The sequence below is a fragment of the Marinobacter sp. genome (assembly GCF_041595835.1).
GTDB lineage: Bacteria > Pseudomonadota > Gammaproteobacteria > Pseudomonadales > Oleiphilaceae > Marinobacter.
In genome coordinates this window covers 1-16,095 of record NZ_JBFHJO010000006.1, presented here as the reverse complement: position 1 = coordinate 16,095, position 16,095 = coordinate 1, and the positions used below count along the sequence as shown (strand labels likewise).

At 54.4% G+C, this 16,095-nt stretch carries 22 protein-coding genes; 7 read left to right on the top strand and 15 right to left on the bottom strand.

Features of this window, described 5'->3' with window-relative positions; translation table 11 throughout:
* Nucleotides 1–12 precede the first annotated feature (12 nt).
* From ABYA77_RS04045 to ABYA77_RS04030, 4 genes are all read right to left on the bottom strand, one after another.
* Complete coding sequence (locus ABYA77_RS04045) at nucleotides 13–309, bottom strand: cell division protein ZapA (protein ID WP_372964661.1); 297 nt, start codon at nucleotides 307–309, stop codon at nucleotides 13–15.
* Complete coding sequence (locus ABYA77_RS04040; RefSeq protein WP_372964660.1) at nucleotides 309–515, bottom strand: TIGR02449 family protein; 207 nt, start codon at nucleotides 513–515, stop codon at nucleotides 309–311. Before ABYA77_RS04040 ends, ABYA77_RS04045 begins: the two co-directional genes overlap by 1 nt.
* Before the next feature lie 124 nt (nucleotides 516–639).
* The gene (locus ABYA77_RS04035) at nucleotides 640–1,911 is read right to left on the bottom strand and encodes an ABC transporter permease (protein WP_372964659.1); all 1,272 of its coding nucleotides are present in this window, start codon (nucleotides 1,909–1,911) and stop codon (nucleotides 640–642) included.
* Nucleotides 1,908–2,609, bottom strand: a complete 702-nt coding sequence (locus tag ABYA77_RS04030) for an ABC transporter ATP-binding protein (RefSeq protein ID WP_372964658.1) — start codon at nucleotides 2,607–2,609, stop codon at nucleotides 1,908–1,910. The genes ABYA77_RS04035 and ABYA77_RS04030 overlap by 4 nt, the downstream gene beginning before the upstream one ends.
* Before the next feature lie 69 nt (nucleotides 2,610–2,678).
* On the opposite strand from ABYA77_RS04030, the gene ABYA77_RS04025 reads away from it, so the two are divergent.
* The gene (locus ABYA77_RS04025) at nucleotides 2,679–3,194 is read left to right on the top strand and encodes a DUF3299 domain-containing protein (protein ID WP_372964657.1); all 516 of its coding nucleotides are present in this window, start codon (nucleotides 2,679–2,681) and stop codon (nucleotides 3,192–3,194) included.
* A 2-nt stretch (nucleotides 3,195–3,196) separates the two neighbouring features.
* Here ABYA77_RS04025 and ABYA77_RS04020 read toward each other — a convergent pair whose 3' ends face one another.
* On the bottom strand, nucleotides 3,197–3,778 hold the full coding sequence (locus ABYA77_RS04020; RefSeq protein ID WP_372964656.1) for a DUF2796 domain-containing protein: 582 nt from the start codon (nucleotides 3,776–3,778) through the stop codon (nucleotides 3,197–3,199).
* A gap of 182 nt (nucleotides 3,779–3,960) precedes the next feature.
* Here ABYA77_RS04020 and ABYA77_RS04015 point away from each other — a divergent pair, with 182 nt between their 5' ends.
* The 5 genes from ABYA77_RS04015 (at nucleotide 3,961) to ABYA77_RS03995 (ending at nucleotide 9,380) form a co-directional block, all read left to right on the top strand.
* Nucleotides 3,961–4,560 carry a UPF0149 family protein gene (locus ABYA77_RS04015; protein WP_372964655.1) on the top strand — a complete coding sequence of 200 codons (600 nt, stop codon included), beginning with the start codon at nucleotides 3,961–3,963 and terminating at the stop codon, nucleotides 4,558–4,560.
* 12 nt (nucleotides 4,561–4,572) lie between these two features.
* Nucleotides 4,573–5,892: a Xaa-Pro aminopeptidase gene (gene pepP / locus ABYA77_RS04010; RefSeq protein ID WP_372964654.1), complete on the top strand. Its 1,320-nt coding sequence runs from the start codon at nucleotides 4,573–4,575 to the stop codon at nucleotides 5,890–5,892.
* 4 nt (nucleotides 5,893–5,896) lie between these two features.
* The gene (gene ubiH, locus ABYA77_RS04005; protein ID WP_372964653.1) at nucleotides 5,897–7,183 is read left to right on the top strand and encodes a 2-octaprenyl-6-methoxyphenyl hydroxylase; all 1,287 of its coding nucleotides are present in this window, start codon (nucleotides 5,897–5,899) and stop codon (nucleotides 7,181–7,183) included.
* Nucleotides 7,173–8,396, top strand: a complete 1,224-nt coding sequence (locus ABYA77_RS04000) for an FAD-dependent monooxygenase (protein WP_372964652.1) — start codon at nucleotides 7,173–7,175, stop codon at nucleotides 8,394–8,396. The genes ubiH and ABYA77_RS04000 overlap by 11 nt, the downstream gene beginning before the upstream one ends.
* 69 nt (nucleotides 8,397–8,465) lie before the next feature.
* A complete protein-coding gene (locus ABYA77_RS03995; RefSeq protein WP_372964651.1) occupies nucleotides 8,466–9,380 on the top strand; it encodes a DUF808 domain-containing protein in 915 nt (304 codons plus the stop codon).
* On the opposite strand, the gene ABYA77_RS03990 is transcribed toward ABYA77_RS03995, so the two are convergent.
* From ABYA77_RS03990 to ubiE, 9 genes are all read right to left on the bottom strand, one after another.
* Entirely contained in the window at nucleotides 9,377–10,096 is a 720-nt protein-coding gene (locus tag ABYA77_RS03990) for a 16S rRNA (uracil(1498)-N(3))-methyltransferase (RefSeq protein WP_372964650.1), read from the bottom strand. The two genes, ABYA77_RS03995 and ABYA77_RS03990, sit on opposite strands and share 4 nt — an antisense overlap.
* Nucleotides 10,093–10,878 carry a twin-arginine translocase subunit TatC gene (gene tatC / locus ABYA77_RS03985; RefSeq protein ID WP_372964649.1) on the bottom strand — a complete coding sequence of 262 codons (786 nt, stop codon included), beginning with the start codon at nucleotides 10,876–10,878 and terminating at the stop codon, nucleotides 10,093–10,095. Before tatC ends, ABYA77_RS03990 begins: the two co-directional genes overlap by 4 nt.
* Nucleotides 10,875–11,270, bottom strand: coding sequence for a Sec-independent protein translocase protein TatB (gene tatB, locus ABYA77_RS03980; RefSeq protein ID WP_372964648.1), 396 nt, complete (start codon nucleotides 11,268–11,270; stop codon nucleotides 10,875–10,877). The genes tatC and tatB overlap by 4 nt, the downstream gene beginning before the upstream one ends.
* Nucleotides 11,271–11,281: 11 nt before the next feature.
* A complete protein-coding gene (gene tatA, locus ABYA77_RS03975; protein WP_372964647.1) occupies nucleotides 11,282–11,509 on the bottom strand; it encodes a Sec-independent protein translocase subunit TatA in 228 nt (75 codons plus the stop codon).
* An 86-nt stretch (nucleotides 11,510–11,595) separates the two neighbouring features.
* On the bottom strand, nucleotides 11,596–11,925 hold the full coding sequence (locus ABYA77_RS03970; protein ID WP_372964646.1) for a phosphoribosyl-ATP diphosphatase: 330 nt from the start codon (nucleotides 11,923–11,925) through the stop codon (nucleotides 11,596–11,598).
* A 12-nt stretch (nucleotides 11,926–11,937) separates the two neighbouring features.
* The gene (gene hisI, locus ABYA77_RS03965) at nucleotides 11,938–12,354 is read right to left on the bottom strand and encodes a phosphoribosyl-AMP cyclohydrolase (RefSeq protein WP_372964645.1); all 417 of its coding nucleotides are present in this window, start codon (nucleotides 12,352–12,354) and stop codon (nucleotides 11,938–11,940) included.
* Between the two features lie 25 nt (nucleotides 12,355–12,379).
* Nucleotides 12,380–14,023, bottom strand: a complete 1,644-nt coding sequence (gene ubiB, locus ABYA77_RS03960; RefSeq protein WP_372964644.1) for a ubiquinone biosynthesis regulatory protein kinase UbiB — start codon at nucleotides 14,021–14,023, stop codon at nucleotides 12,380–12,382.
* On the bottom strand, nucleotides 14,020–14,661 hold the full coding sequence (locus ABYA77_RS03955; protein WP_372964643.1) for an SCP2 domain-containing protein: 642 nt from the start codon (nucleotides 14,659–14,661) through the stop codon (nucleotides 14,020–14,022). Before ABYA77_RS03955 ends, ubiB begins: the two co-directional genes overlap by 4 nt.
* Entirely contained in the window at nucleotides 14,661–15,443 is a 783-nt protein-coding gene (gene ubiE / locus ABYA77_RS03950; protein WP_372964642.1) for a bifunctional demethylmenaquinone methyltransferase/2-methoxy-6-polyprenyl-1,4-benzoquinol methylase UbiE, read from the bottom strand. The genes ABYA77_RS03955 and ubiE overlap by 1 nt, the downstream gene beginning before the upstream one ends.
* 116 nt (nucleotides 15,444–15,559) lie before the next feature.
* On the opposite strand from ubiE, the gene ABYA77_RS03945 reads away from it, so the two are divergent.
* A complete protein-coding gene (locus ABYA77_RS03945; RefSeq protein ID WP_372964641.1) occupies nucleotides 15,560–15,838 on the top strand; it encodes a polyhydroxyalkanoic acid system family protein in 279 nt (92 codons plus the stop codon).
* Nucleotides 15,839–15,844: 6 nt separating this feature from the next.
* Here ABYA77_RS03945 and ABYA77_RS03940 read toward each other — a convergent pair.
* Nucleotides 15,845–16,095, bottom strand: a 251-nt coding sequence (locus ABYA77_RS03940) for an FFLEELY motif protein (protein WP_407070180.1), incomplete at its 5' end; no start/stop codon positions are given.

The following is a 16,095-nucleotide window of genomic DNA, read 5'->3' as shown; positions in this document are numbered from 1 at the left end:
ATCTTTATGTAATCAGTTCTCAGAAGGTTCGCCGAGGATTTCGTTGAGCCGACTATCCATCGACTTAAGGATGTTGCTGGTGGCATCAGACATCGTATCCCGTTCTAGCAAGGCATGGGTGATGTTCAGCGCGGCCATCACAGCAATGCGCTCGGTGCCAAATACCTTGCCGGTAGAGCGGATCTCCCGCATTTTGTTATCCAGGTGCTTGGCTGCACGCTGCAGAGCATCTTGTTCATCCGGCGGGCAGGCCACCAGGAATTCCTTATCGAGAATCCTGACTTCAACGGTGGTTGACTGCTGTGACATCAGTGGTGCTCCAGTGCCCGAAGGCGGCCAATCATGGCTTCAATCTTGTTTTTTGCAAGATCGTTTTTTTGTATAAGCTGGGCTCGCTCCCGATTCCAATCGTCTTGCGATGCGCGCAGTAAGGCGTTGTCCTTCTCAAGCTTTTTACAGCGCTCGATCAGTTTGTCCAGCTTGTCCGCTAATGCCTGTACTTCGGACTGTTCCATGACGTGCTCAGTATGAGTAATTGAGATGACCGTAACTATAAGTGCACGCACCATCACGGTCAATTTACCGCATTGTCATGGCGCAGGCTCCGTGAAGTATGTCACCTTTGGCGGCAGACTAACTTCAGTTGTTGCTGCCAAAGCCAAGCGTTCTGTTTTTTCGCCAGGCACCCCAGGCGGGTAGCAGAGAAACTATCAGCGCGGCCAGTGGTACGCTGCTTAGTAGTAACCCTTCGTCCATACTCAAGGCCCGCAGGCTGATCTGAATACCGTAGTTTTCCAGCAACCAGGGGCTCAGGCTTGCGATGGCCGCAGCTCCCAGGAACAGAGCAAGGCCGCAGGAGGCCAGAGCGAGCATCACGCACTCTATGCTGTAGAGGGATGCAATGAGCCCGGGCGAGGCTCCTACAGCCCGAAGAATGGCCACCTCCCTATGCCGTTGGGCCTGTATTGTGAGCAGGACGGCAATCAGGCCGACCAGGCTGGTCGCAACGACAAATATGCTGATGCCCAGCAATGCCTTTTCGAACTGCCCCATCATCCGCCACAGTTCACTCAGGGCAACGCCAGGGAGAATCGCGGACAATGGCTCCTGCCGGAACTGATTCAGCTCCCTTTGAAGCTGAAAGGTCTGGATAGGACTTTTCAGGCCAAGTAATACGGCGGTTATAGCTTCAGGCATAAATGTGCGTGTTTCCGCCGCGCTGGTTGAGAGTGTCCTGCCCGGGATGGCAACGCCGGATTCCCAGCCCACATGGATGGCTTCCATGGCTTCCAGGCTGATGTAAACGGCCTGATCTACGGGAGTGCCGGTAGCTTCCAGAATGCCTGACACCCGAAAGGGCAGGTCGGTGTGGTTGGAAAAACTCGTGCGCCCGCCTCCGTGAGACAAGATAATCTTGTTGCCCACCCGGTGGTTCAGTTTGCGGGCGACACCGGCGCCGAGAACCACATCAAAAAGTTCGTTAAACCAGATACCCTGAGCCATGTCCAGTTTGTGATTGTCGCCATACCTGAAGCGCTCCAGAAACTGCTCATTGGTGCTGACAACCCGGTAACCCTTATAGCTGTCTCCCAGAGAGATCGGAACAGCCCAGTCGATACGACGGTCTTGCTCAAGGTGCTGGTAAGTGCTCCAGCGAATATTGTTGGTGGCGTCACCGATATGAAACACCGTATACAGCAACAGGTTCAGTTGGCCGCTGCGGGCACCGACGATAAGGTCTGTGCCGGTGATGGTGTTCGTAAACGACTGGCGTATCTCGGTGCGCAGGTACTGTATGCCCAGCAGCAATGTCACACTCAGGGTCAGCGTCAGGCATACGAGGGCCAGAATCCTGCGACGATACCACAGGCTGGCAGCCGCCAGGGATAGGGCGAGGTGAGCTTTGTTCATGTGTCACTCCCCAGAGTCAGTTGCTGATGAAAGTGGCTGGCGAGCCCCCGATCGTGGCTGACAAAGACCACGGAACACTGGTTTTGTTCGGCCAGAGTCAGCAGTAAATCCAGGAAGCGGTCACGGTTATCGGTATCCAGCGCTGACGTTGGTTCATCTGCCAGAATGATCTCCGGTGTGCCAATCAGAGCCCGCGCAGCGGCGACCCGTTGTTGTTGCCCTATGGACATTTCGGTCACTTTTCGGTGCCAGAGATTTTCTGGAATCGCCAACTGTTGGAGAAGTGTGGCACCGGCTGTATCCGTATCAGGTTGGGTATTGCGTTGCCTCCGGGCAGACAGACGACAGGGCAGGGCGACATTGGCCAGCGCGCTCAGGTAGGGCACCAGGTTGAATTGTTGGAAAATAACACCCATGTGGTCTGCGCGGAATTTGTTCCGGGCACTGGCTTTAAGGCTGCCCAGGTTTTGGTTCAGCATTTGAAGTGAGCCGGTTTCGGGAGGCATCATGCCCGCCAGTATGCTGAGTAGGGTACTTTTCCCCGTGCCGCTCGGGCCATGGAGAAATAAGTGTTCACCCTGCTGCAGCTGGATATCAGGAAATATCAGAGATTTGTTCTGGCCCGGCCAGCGAAACCTGAGTTGGTGGGTTGCTATGGCGAGGGCTTCAGGTGACTTTTGTATTGTATGGGTGCTCATATCCGTATCATTGGTACCGCTGTATGATGGTGGCAATCGTGTGGTGTACCCATAGTGGAGCTGAGTTTCATGCCTTTGAAGTTGAATTGCCAGTCCGTGATTGCACGCCTTGGACCGATGCTGCTGTTATTTGTTTCATCGATTGTCCTGGCGCAGCCTCGGGAGATTGACTGGCTTGAATTGATGCCCGCCGAAGATCTTGCTCTGCTGGAAAGCATGCCGGAACTTGAGCACGAAGGCGATGGCCCCCCTTTGCTCCCGGATGAAATTATGACTGGCCGGGTGGTTCCTGAGATGGCTAATGTCGAAGGTCGTATTCCCGGATTCGTTGTGCCGCTGAAAACGACCAATGACATGCGCATTCTTGAGTTTTTCCTGGTGCCCTATTACGGCGCATGCATTCACGTGCCGCCACCACCGCCTAATCAGATTATTCATGTGAAATACCGTGAAGGGTTCACCCTTGAAGCGCTGTACGACCCGGTCTGGGTTGAGGGCGAAATCGTTATCGAAACGACTGAGAACGAGATCGGCGCCTCTTCCTATTCTATCGAAGCTGTATCGGTAGAGCGCTACGCTGAATAAGCCTATCGGCCGGGGTAGAAGCGGGCTTCGCCTTGGTTTAAACGCACGCTTCCCTGGCCTTGTGGGCCAACCCATTGCACGTGTAGTTGCTCCAGGGCAGGGAAACGCGCCATCAGGTTGGTTTCAAACTGCTCTGAGTTTTTTAAGCCGGGGCAGCGCAAGCTCTGAACAACTTCCACATCGCTGTGGCCGGATTCATCGTCCTGAGTGTCATCGTGATGATGGTCATGAGGGTGAGCAGCTCCGGATTCGTGCATTTGCTCGTGGCCCCAGTTCGTATGCAAACTGGATGTAACGGGAGAGCAGAGGCCGCCGACAGTGTTTACGATGGCCGTTTGTTCCAGCCAGCGGGCGATGGCGTCCACCTCGTGGTGTTGCTCTGGCGTTTCGGGGCGGTGCTCAAACCCCAGCAGGTTATAGGCTGGCGATAGCAGCAGTGCTTCGACGTGTTCTCCAGAGATGGCAATCTGTAATTCTGCCTGCCCGTGCTGATGTGCGGCCAGGCTTTGTTGGGCTAGGGCGGCTCCGGAGGTTAAGGTCAGCGCCAGCATGCCTGAAAAGATGAAAGTGCTTCGGAGTTTCATAGAATGCCTCTAACGAGATCTGATACGTTATAACATTTTTATCTGGCTCGAGTATAAAAGCAACCACTGTTGAGGGTCTGGCAGTGCCACGGCTGGCTCGGAATGCTAGGATATGGGTCTAAATTTTCATGGAGTTTTCGGCCTGGCGCGCGAGCTCCCCCGATACAGGATGATGCTGTTTCATGTCTGAAGCCGATACCTCAACTGCAGCCCGAGCTGACGAGTTCGAACAATGGGCCAATATGTTTACGGCCCATAAGGCGTTTAGCCACCCCTCTGAATTGCATGGTGTTCTTTGTGGTCAGCTGGCGGCAGGAACTCGTATACCCGAGCCTGAGTGGCTGGCCATGGTCTGTGAACATATGGGGTTAACGGAACAGGCGATGGGTGAGTCGGACGACCTGGCCCCTTTCATGTACGGGGCGTACGAGCAGGCTCTGGCAAGGTTGCAGTCTTCTGAGATGAGCTTTCAGCCGCTACTGCCAGACGATGACTATGCCATTGAACAGCGTTTGGATGCATTGGTTTCCTGGGTTCGCGGTTTTCTGGAAGGCATGGCGCTGGCTGCCGGGGCCGCCCTTGGTCAGGCGCCCGATGAGATTCGTGAGTTAATTGAAGATCTGGTAGCGATCAGTCAGTTGTCGGATGATGAAGAAGCTGACGACGAAAGCGAGCAACAGCTACTGGAAATTACAGAGTATGTTCGCCTGGGGGCGCTGGCGGTCTTTACCGAATTTAATGAGCCCGAAAAGCCGGCTGGCAACACGCCGACCCTGCACTGATCAGGAGATATCATGGCTTCAATGATTTCTACTCGAGAGTTTGCCGAACGCCGCCGTAAACTGATGGCACTGATGGCACCCGACAGCATTGCTATCTTGCCCGCAGCTCCGGAGCGCGTGAGAAACCGGGATGTGCTGCATCCCTTTCGTCAGGACAGTGATTTTCAGTACTTGACCGGGTTTGGTGAGCCGGAAGCTGTACTGGTTCTGATTCCCGGACGGGAGCACGGTGAAGCTGTGCTGTTTTGCAAAGAACGAAACCCTGAAAAAGAACTCTGGGACGGTTTTCTTGTGGGCCCGGAAGGGGCGATTGAACGTTACGGTTTGGATGATGCTTTTCCGATTGCGGATATCGACGACATTCTGCCTGGCATGATTGAGGGCCGTAGCCGGATATACTACCCGCTGGGTAAGGATGATGCCTTTGATACCCGGGTAATGGACTGGGTTAAAGTTATTCGCAGTAAAGTCCGGGCTGGCGCCCATCCTCCCGGTGAGTTTGTTGCCCTTGAGCATCTGCTGCATGACTTGCGCCTGTACAAGAGCGCAGCAGAAGTGAGGGTGATGGCAAAAGCTGCTGCAATCAGCGCAGAGGCGCACTGCAGGGCGATGAAGCGCGCGCGCCAGGGTGGTTACGAATACAATCTTGAGGCTGAACTGCTTCGTACGTTTATGGATCATGGTGCCCGGTCAACGGCTTATCCATCTATTGTCGGAGGGGGAGTCAACGGCTGTATTCTTCACTATATCGAGAATATTGCGCCCCTGAAAAAGGGGGATCTGGTGCTGATTGATGCGGGTTGTGAGCTTGACTGCTATGCCTCGGACATTACCCGTACCTTTCCGGTGAGTGGTACGTTCAGCCCCGAACAAAAAGCTTTGTACGAAGTGGTTCTGGAAGCCCAGTACGCCGCTATTGACGAGGTGCGCCCGGGCAATCACTGGAACCATCCTCATGAAGCTGCGCTGAAGGTACTGACTCAGGGTTTGATTGATCTTGGCTTGCTGTCTGGCACTGTGGAAGATGCGATTGCTGCGGAAAGTTATAAACCCTTCTTTATGCACCGCACCGGACATTGGCTGGGGCTGGATGTGCACGATGTGGGTGACTACAAAGTGGGTGATGCCTGGCGTGAACTGGAGCCGGGGATGGCGCTGACCGTAGAGCCTGGCTTATACATCGCACCAGACAATGCTGATGTAGACAAAAAGTGGCGCGGTATTGGTATCCGTATTGAAGACGATGTGGTGGTGACCAAAGATGGTTGTCGCGTTCTGACCGATGGTGTACCTAAAACCGTGGCTGATATTGAAGCCTTAATGGCGGATTGACACTGTGACTGAAACCCGGACGGATACTGATCTGATTATCGCTGGCGGTGGCCTTGCTGGTGCCACTTTAGCCTTGGCTGTGGCACGCATAGTGCCAGAGCTTCGGGTAACAGTGGTTGAAAGCTTCCCGCTGTCGCCGGATGCTCTGCCGGAGGACTACCAGCCCAGTTATGATGCGCGCTCCACCGCGCTGGCCTGGGGTTCCCGGGTTATTTTCGAAGAGCTGGGGCTTTGGGCCTCACTCTCAGAGCATGCCACGCCGATTCAGCATATTCACGTGTCGGATCGCGGGCGATTTGGAGCAACCCGGCTGCATGCCGAAGATCATCATCAGGATGCACTGGGTTACGTCGCGGATAATCGCTGGATGGGGCTATGCCTGATGCGCGCCTTGGCGGCATCAGGCGTTCGATGGGAAGCGCCGGCTGAAGTGGTAGACATGATACCGCTGTCGCAGGGTGTCAGTGTTAAAATCCGTAAAGGCGGAGAGGAACAGTGCCTGACAGGCCAATGTCTGGTGGTCGCTGATGGCGGCCGTTCTGGCTTGAGAGAGAAGCTCGGGTTTGTGCCACGCACTGCAGATTACGGGCAGAATGCCCTGATAGCGAACGTGACCACCAGCGACTCCCACCAGTTTACAGCTTTCGAACGTTTCACCGATGCAGGTCCGATGGCAATGCTGCCTCATGGATCACCGGCGTGTGCAGGGAATGTGTCGGTGCTGGTCTGGACGTTGGAAGACAATGCTCTGGAAGAGCTGCTGGCGATGTCCGATGACGACAAATGCCAAAAACTGCAGCAGCGCTTCGGTTGGCGGTTGGGTCGTATTGTCCGTATTGGTCAGTGCAATCATTACCCGTTGAAACTGACCACGGTGGTTGAGGCGGTTCGCCCTGGCGTTGCGCTGGTTGGAAATGCTGCCCATGCTTTACACCCGGTGGCAGGGCAGGGATTCAATCTGGCGCTGAGAGGGCTGATGGTCCTGTTGGAGCAACTTAGACGGGCGGTGGATGAAGGTATGCCCATAGGCGACCTGTCCGTGCTTGGTGAATATCAGAGAATCCACCGTCAGGACTGGCAACAAACTGTGCAGTTTTCTGACTCCCTGATCCGGGTCTTCGGGCAATCCTTGCCGCCGCTGGCAATCGCTCGGGATACTGGTCTGGTCGGACTGGACCTGGTGCCATCTGCCAAGCGTTGGTTTGCGCGGAAAGCCATGGGCACAGGAAATCGTAAACCGGTTATTCCAACTGTAAAAGCCACTGAGGGGTCGATTCGCAATGAGCAGTGATTCCGGCGTTCAGAAATTCGATATCCTGGTGGTTGGCGGCGGCATGATTGGCTCGGCGTTAGCGCTGGGGCTTGCCCGACAAGGCTGGCAGGTAGGGCTGGTTGAAGGTGCACCTGTGGATGGCTTGCTGGCGAAGCCGGAAGAAGCATGCAGTGTTGAAGGTTTTGAGCCCAGAGTCAGCGCCATTTCTCTGGCCAGTGAGCGCCTTCTGGAGAGCCTGGGTGCATGGTCGCGAGTGCAGGCTGGCCGGCATTGCAGATATCGAGAAATGATCGTGTGGGACGGCGATGGTACTGGCCGCGTTCATTTTGACGCAGCTGAACTTTATGCCCGCTCGCTGGGTACGATTGTTGAGAACCGGAATATTGTTCGAGCCTTATTCGAATCTCTGACCGACAGTGATGTTGCGTTGATCGACGGTGTCCGGGTCAAAGCATGGGTAAGAGGCCAGGGCGTGCACCTGGAAGACGGTCGCCTGTTGAAGGCAGACCTGGTGGTGGGGGCAGATGGGGCCATGTCCCGACTGCGTCAGTGGAGTGGTCTGGCAACCCGGGAATGGGATTACGATCAACAAGCGATTGTCTGCACGGTTCGTACCCGTCAATCACACCGCTATACATGCTGGCAGAGATTTACCCCCAATGGACCTTTGGCTTTTCTGCCCTTGAGCAATGAGGCCTGCGATGAACATTTCTGCTCTATTGTCTGGTCGCAGGATACGGAAGAAGCTCGCCGTCTGATGGCGCTGGATACTGAAACGTTTCGGGAAGAGCTGGAAACGGCGATCGAAGGTGAGTTGGGTGGAGTGCTGGACGTTTCCCGGCGTTTTGCTTTCCCGCTTCGTCAGCGCCATGCCAAGGATTATGTAACCGATGGCCTGGCTCTGGTGGGCGATGCTGCCCATACCATCCATCCGTTGGCGGGCCAGGGCGCTAACCTGGGTTATGGTGATGTCAGAGTTCTTCTGGAAGAGCTTGAACGTGCGAAAGAGCTGGGCCTGGCTCCGGACGACGAGTTGGTATTAGCCCGGTACCAGCGCCGTCGAAAGGGTGAAAACCTGACAATGATGGCAGCAATGGAAGGCTTTAAACAGTTGTTTGCCCGCGACGAACTGCCCATCCGGTGGTTGCGTAATACCGGTATGCGCTGGTTCGATAAACTGGCACCGCTGAAAAACAGGATTGCAGCCGAAGCGATGGGCATTAACGGGTAGTACTGCCAGGCGCTATTCCGTAAACTTTTGCCCCAGACTCAGACTCTCCATCAGACAAAGGAACTGTTTATGGCAGGTGCCAGCCTTCTTACCCTTCTTGATGACATCGCTACTGTACTGGACGATGTTGCCCTCATGACCAAAGCGGCCACCAAGAAAACCGCGGGAGTGCTGGGGGATGATCTTGCCCTTAATGCCCAACAGGTAGCCGGTGTGAAGCCTTCACGGGAATTACCTGTTGTCTGGGCGGTTGCCAAAGGCTCACTGATCAATAAGAGCATTCTGGTACCTGCGGCGCTTGCGATAAGTTTTTTCCTGCCGTGGTTAGTGACGCCCTTGTTGATGTTGGGGGGCGCTTTTCTGTGCTTTGAAGGCTTTGAAAAGTTGGTGCACAAATTTCTGCACAAAGAAGACGATAAGGCCCATAAGAAAGAACTCCATGAGGCCCTGAAAAGACCCGAGGTGAACCTGAAAGAGGTGGAGCGAGAGAAAGTTAAAGGGGCTATTCGCACCGATTTTATTCTGTCCGCCGAGATTATCGCGATCACTTTGGGGATCGTAGCGGTTCAGAGTATTGGTATGCAGTTCGTGGTTCTTTCAATTGTCGCGGTGATGGTGACGGTTGCGGTTTATGGCCTGGTTGCCGGTATTGTAAAGCTGGATGACGGCGGACTGTACCTTAGCCAGCAAGATTCGGTGCCCCTCAAGAGGGTTGGTGAAGGCATTCTCTGGCTGGCACCATACATGATGAAGGCGCTGACTATCGTGGGCACCATAGCCATGTTTCTGGTGGGTGGTGGCATACTGACCCACGGTATCCCGGCTGTTTCTGAGGCTATACAGGGATTTTCAGAAGGTTTTGGCGGCCTCTCAGGCGTGTTGATTGCTACACTGGGGGATGGTCTTTTTGGCCTGCTGGCTGGCGCCATACTCGTGGTTCTGCTGAATCCTGTGATCAACTTCTGGCAGAAGCGGAAAGGTTAGGCGCAGGCGTCAAACAACCGGCTAACCAGTACAGGAACGGCCGTTTCTACCCGAAGAATGCGGCTGCCAAGGTGGACACTTTGACAGCCTGCTTCTCTCAGTTTACCTACCTCGTAGTCGGTAAAACCGCCTTCCGGACCGATGCACAGGGCAGCAGGCTCGTTCAGGTGGGTCGGGCAGGCAACAGAGGTGCCCGGGTGGGCAACCAGGGCGTGCTTGCCTGACAGCAGTGCCGGCAGTTCATCTTCCACGAAGGGTTTGAATAGTTTGCGAATGTGGACCTTTGGCATCACTGTATCTTTGGCTTGTTCGAGGCCCAGAGTCAGATTCTCCAGAAGGTTTTCTTCTGACAGCCAAGGCGTTTGCCAGAAGCTTTTTTCTACCTTGTAGCTGTTGATCAGCCAGATGTCTTTTACGCCCAGTGATGCGCAAGTCTGTAGTACGCGTCGGAACATTTTAGGGCGCGGCATTGCCAGAATCAGTGTTAAAGGCAGGGCAGCGGGGGAAGGCTGGCTCAGGTTTACCTGAAGCTCCGCTTCATTGTCTGTTAACCGAAGTATTTCACCATAGCCCATCTCACCGTTCACGCGGCCAACCGAAATACGATCGCCTGTGCCGCCCTTCAGTACGGTGCGCAGATGATCCAGCCGGCGGCCACGAAGCAGGGCCCGGTTTGTGTCGATGAAGTCTGCATCAAACAGCAGGGCCAGGTTCATCGGACGTCCAGCTCATCCTCTTCGGAGTTCCTGCGCTCTTTGTGAGCCAGTCGGCCGAACAGTATTCCGAACTCAAACAAGATCCACATGGGCACGGCCAGCAGTGTCTGGGAAATGATGTCCGGTGGTGTCATCAGCATGCCGATGATGAAACAGCCGACGACCACATAGGGGCGTTTGGCGGCCAGATCATTAGGGGTGGTGGCGCCGGTCAGAATCAGTAATACCGTGGCAATGGGGATCTCAAACGCGACACCGAATGCGAAGAACATCTTAAGGATAAAGTTCAGGTAACTGCTGATGTCTGGCAGTTCTACTATGCCTTCCGGACCTATGGCGGTGAAAAAGCCGAATACCAGAGGAAACACCACAAAATAGGCAAAGGCTGCGCCACCATAGAACAGAATGACGGAGGTGAAGAGCAAGGGGAAGGCTAATCGCTTCTCATGGGCATAGAGCCCTGGCGCGACAAAGTTCCACAGCTGGTAAAGAATAATGGGAATTGCGGCAAATACGGCCAGAACCAAGGCCAGTTTGAGAGGCGCGAAAAACGGCGAGGTGATGTCGGTGGCGATCATCATCTGGCCTTCTGGCAACAGATCTCGCAGCGGCTGCGACATCAGCAGGTAAAGCTCGTTAGCAAATGGATAAATTAAGGCGAAGCAGATGATGACTGCCAGCACCATTTTCAATAATCGGTTACGCAGTTCGAGCAAATGCTCGATCAGAGGCATTTCCTGTTGCTCAGGTGGTGCCTGATGGCCGTCGGACGCTGAACTCATGAACGGTTATCCGGTGGGTTTCCTGATGTTTGAGCAGATTGGGTGTCGGCCTCGTCAGTTGAGGGGCTGGCTTCGGAAGACGCTGACTGGGACTCGCCGGTTTTTTTGTCTGGAAGAATCATGTGTTCGTACTGTTTGGCTTCGTCGAGCGCGCCCTGTACGGTTTTTTTCACATCTTCCAGGCCAACATCGCCAGCTTGGCGTAGCTGTTCCCGAAGCTCTTCAGCTTTGAGTTCACGGTCAAGCTCGGAAGTAAACTGCCGGACCATGCGCCGCGCACCGCCAACCCATTTGCCCGCAGCCCGGGCAGCAGAAGGCAGCCGCTCCGGACCAAGGACAAGCAGTGCGATGATGCCGCAAATAAGTAGCTCAACAAAGCCGATATCGAACATTCAGGGGGTGCTCAGCTCTTTTGCTTTTCCTGAGCCGCCGCGTCAGCGTTGGCTTGCTCGGCTTTTTGGCTCTCCAGAGTGTCCGCTTCGGCAGGCTTGTCATCTTCTTCACTCATGGATTTCTTGAATCCGCGAATGGCTCCCCCCAAGTCTGTGCCGATGTTGCGCAGTTTCTTGGTTCCGAACAACAAGATGACGATGCCGAGTACGATTAGAAGTTGCCAGATACTGATACCCATGAGGGGTCCTCGTTCAATTGTTTCTGTTCTGCGTCATTGTACGCCAATGACAAGCTTTGGAGGAAATACACCTTAGGGGTATTTCCTCAAGATTGTCGTGACGCTTTCTCTTCCAGGCCTGACAGATCGAAACGTCGGGCCAATTCATCGGTAACGTCTTTCGGACTCAGGCCGAGCCGAGATAACATTACCATGCTGTGAAACCACAGGTCAGCAGTTTCGTAGACTACGTCCCGGGTATCTCCGGATTGCTCTGCGTCTTTTGCAGCCAACAGAGTTTCGGTGCACTCTTCGCCAACTTTTTCCAGAATCTTATTCAGTCCTTTTGCGTGCAGGCTGGCAACATAGGAGGTTTCAGGGTCTGCTTCTTTGCGGGCCTCAAGCACCTGTGCTAATCGTTCCAGTACATCACTCACAGAGTTTGCTCCTTAATGGCTGCCGTAAATCGTGTCAGGGTCTTTGAGTACCGGTTCGACACTGACCCACTTACCGTCTTTCAGGGTTCTGTAAAAGCAGCTTCTACGCCCAGTATGGCAGGCAATGCCGCCTTTTTGTTCAACTTTTAATACGATGACATCGGCATCGCAATCCAGACGGATGTCTTTCAGTACCTGCTGGTGGCCCGAACTCTCGCCTTTGCGCCAGAGTTTGCCGCGGGAGCGGGACCAATACACAGCCTGACCTTCTTCAACCGTGAGTCGAAGTGATTCCCGATTCATCCAGGCCATCATCAGAATGTCGCCGTTTTGGGAGTCCTGAGCGATGGCTGGCACCAGGCCGTCTTCGGTCCAGCGAATTTCGTTTAACCATTCAGGCTGGTCGATGTTAGCGGAAGAGTTTTGCATTTTTGTGAATCCTGAAGATCTTTATTCAGCGGCTGCTACGAAGCATGAGGCCTGCAGAAAAAGCAAGCAATACCCAGCTCCAGACAGGCATGTCGGTTACCAGTTGTTGCGCATTTGGCTGGCTGCCAATAATGGCTGCGCCAGCGAGTGCGGCGGCGATAAAGCCCCGGCGCCAACGGCGCTCGCTGCGTAGCTGTTGTTCTTTCATTAACGCCAGCGTTGCCCGATTCTGCTCTTCGGTTGGTCCGCTAGCCCGTAACTGTAGCAGGGCATCATGAACCAGTTGAGGCATCTCTGGAGATTGTTCCAGCCAGGACGGCAGGTGCTCCTGTAGCGATCTGAGCAACCCTGAGGGGCCAATGCGCTGGCGCATCCACTTTTCAAGAAATGGTTGAGCCGTGCTCCACAAGTCCAGCTCAGGGTACAGTTGGCGGCCAAGGCCTTCTACGTTAAGTAAGGTTTTTTGCAGCAGAACGAGCTGTGGCTGAACTTCCATATCAAAACGCCGGGCTGTCTGGAACAGGCGTAACAGGAAGTGCCCGAAGGAAATATCCTTCAGAGGCTTCTCGAAAATAGGCTCGCATACGGTGCGGATAGCGGCTTCAAATTCATTAATCCGGGTTTCAGGTGGTACCCAGCCAGACTGAATATGCAGTTGTGCGACCTGCCGGTAATCTCTGCGGAAGAACGCGAGCAGGTTTCGGGCGAGATAGCTTTGGTCGTCTGGTGCCAGGGTGCCGACAATGCCGAAATCGATGGCAATGTATTTCGGGTCAGCAGGGTTCGAGGCGTCAACGAAGATATTGCCCGGGTGCATATCCGCGTGGAAGAAGCTGTCGCGGAATACCTGGGTGAAGAAGATTTCCACACCCTTTTCGGCCAATAGTTTCATATTGACTCCAGCCGCCCGGAGAGTGTCAACGTCGGCAATGGGAATTCCGTGGATGCGCTCCATTACCAGTACTGTTTTGCTGGTGTAATCCCAGTCAATATAGGGGATATAAATCAGCGGGGAGCTGTCGAAGTTGCGGCGAAGCTGGCTGGCATTGGCGGCTTCCCGTTGTAAATCCAGCTCATCGTGAATGGTGGCATCGTAGTCAGCGACAACCTCCACCGGGTGCAGGCGTTTGCCTTCAGACCAGTATTTTTCCAGCAAGCCTGCCATCAGGTACATCAGGGCCAGGTCTTGACGAATAATCTTTTCAATGCCCGGACGGAGTACTTTGACAACTACTTTCTTGCCGTTGCGCAGGGTGGCTGGATGTACCTGAGCGACAGAGGCTGAGGCCATCGGGTCAGTACCGAATTCGGCAAAAAGTTCCGACACGGGGGCGCCCAGGGACTTTTCGATGATTTGTCGGGCCTCGTCGCTGGGGAAGGGGGGGACCCGATCCTGCAGTTGCTTGAGGGATTCTGCCATGTCGTCTGGCAAAAGATCCCGGCGGGTAGAGAGGATTTGCCCGAACTTTACAAATACCGGCCCCAGTTCTTCCATGGCCAGGCGTAAGCGGTCGCCACGGGCCAGTTTTGGTTGAGGAAACAGGTGCCAGGGAGCCAGAAGGAAGAATATTTTCAGGGGCGTTGGCAGTTCTGCAAGAGGTAGAAAGGTGTCGAGCCGATAGCGGCAGAATACCCAGGCAATTCGGAACAGACGTTGCAAGCGTGTCACAGGTTCTCCGTTTCTTTATCGCTTCCAGAAACTGTCAGCTGATTTAGCCGGGCCTCCAGGCGTTCGGTGCGCAGGTTTAAATCATCGATGTCCTGAAACGTGGCTTCCAGTTCCCGGCGCCCTGGCAGGGCACGACTTTCTTCGTGAATGTACTCTTCAACATTGGTGTTCATGGTATTGAAGGCATTCCTGCTCCACTGCACAGCATTGCGAATACTTTTGCCCAGGAAATGTGCAGGCACATCACCGATGTGACGGGCTATGGCGGCTTCCCAGTCTGGTTCCAGTTGGCTCAGAGCCCGTTGTAGCTGGTGAGCCAGGGCTGTGTCGCCGGTTACTTGCAGGCGGTTATCGGCGAATACCCGGTCATCACCCAGTGCGAGTGCAGCGAACGCGAGAGGCCTGCCGGTAATGGTCAGAACGGCATCTTCATCGGGTAGGCTTCGCACTTGTACTTGTTCACCAACCCGGCCCAGCGTCCAGTTTATCGGGGCGGGCGCTGTGATGTTGAACTGCACCGGGCCGGCCAGTGCGTTCAGTAGTGCGCTACGTCCGCCCGGGTCGAGCTCAAGTGCCCGGCTTAATGCCATTTCAACAATGGCACTGGCGGCAGACGACAACGTGGGGCCGGGAAACATCAGGGTTTGATTCCCACGTGCAGTGCAACAATGCCGCCAGTCATGTTGTAGTACTTGCAGTTCACCAGGCCGGCGTCTTCCATCATGCCCTTCAGGGTGTCCTGATCCGGGTGCATGCGGATAGATTCTGCCAGATATTTGTAACTTTCGCTGTCACCGGCAAACAGTCGGCCCATCAACGGCAGAGCACTGAAGGAGTATGTGTCATAGGCCTTACTCAGAAGCGGATTGGTGGGTTTGGAAAATTCCAAGACCATCAGTTTGCCACCTGGCTTGAGTGTGCGGGTCATGTCTCGCAGTGCTTGATCCTTGTCGGTTACATTGCGCAGGCCGAAGGCGATGGATACGACATTGAAGCTGTTGTCCGGGAATGGCAGGTGTTCGGCATCCGCCTGAACATATTCGATATTGCCTGCATAACCACGATCGGTCAGGCGGCTTCGGCCTACCTGCAACATGGAAGCGTTGATGTCGGCCAGAACGACTTTGCCGGATGGTCCCACCAGGTCGGAAAACTTCATGGTCAGGTCGCCAGTGCCGCCGGCGATGTCCAGCACTTGATGGCCAGGGCGAACGCCACTAAGCTCAATAGTAAAACGCTTCCACAGGCGGTGGATGCCCATGGACATCAGGTCGTTCATCAGGTCGTACTTGCCTGCGACGCTATGGAAAACCTCGGCTACCTGGCTGGCCTTCTGGCTTTTGGGCACATTACGGAAACCAAAATGAGTCACTTCTTCCTGGTTGTTTTCGGGCGTGCCTGGCGCTTGCTGCTCGCTCATGGGAGATTGTCCTGTCAGAATCTGAATCCGGTATTCTAACCGTTGAGTTGTTGGCTACAAGTTTATTCCCGGCTTACACTATAAAACCGAACCTAAACCACCGAGAAAACTGATTCATGTCTGTTATTGATATTCATCGTGCCCACGCTCTGGATAAAGCTCATGCCCGTGATGCAGCGGAAACTCTGGCCAAGGATTTGTCGCAGAAATTTGATGTTAATTACCTTTGGGAAGGCGATCTTCTCAAGTTCAGGCGCAGTGGCGTGAAAGGTCATTTAGATATTGCTGAAACGGATCTGCATATTCGGTTAGAGCTCGGCATGATGTTGCGCCCGTTCAAATCCCGTATTGAACAGGAAATTCATTCTCAGCTGGATCAGATTGTCAGAACTTGAGTCTGTTCACAGGTCACCCGGTAGTGAAAAGGGCTCTGGGTGGCCGGCTAATATATTTGTCATCACCTGCCGTTCACGTCTGATCAACCGAACAATCAGAACGTTGACCTTGTCCATTTTCCTGAACGCGCTGTAACCCCGGTGTATAAAACTGTGCAAATCACCCAGTCCAGCTCTTTCTGCGGTGCCACGGGTCATTGATAGCAGCCAGCCGAGAGTGCGGTTGCGCACATATCGGTCTAGCTCCTGGCCGGTAT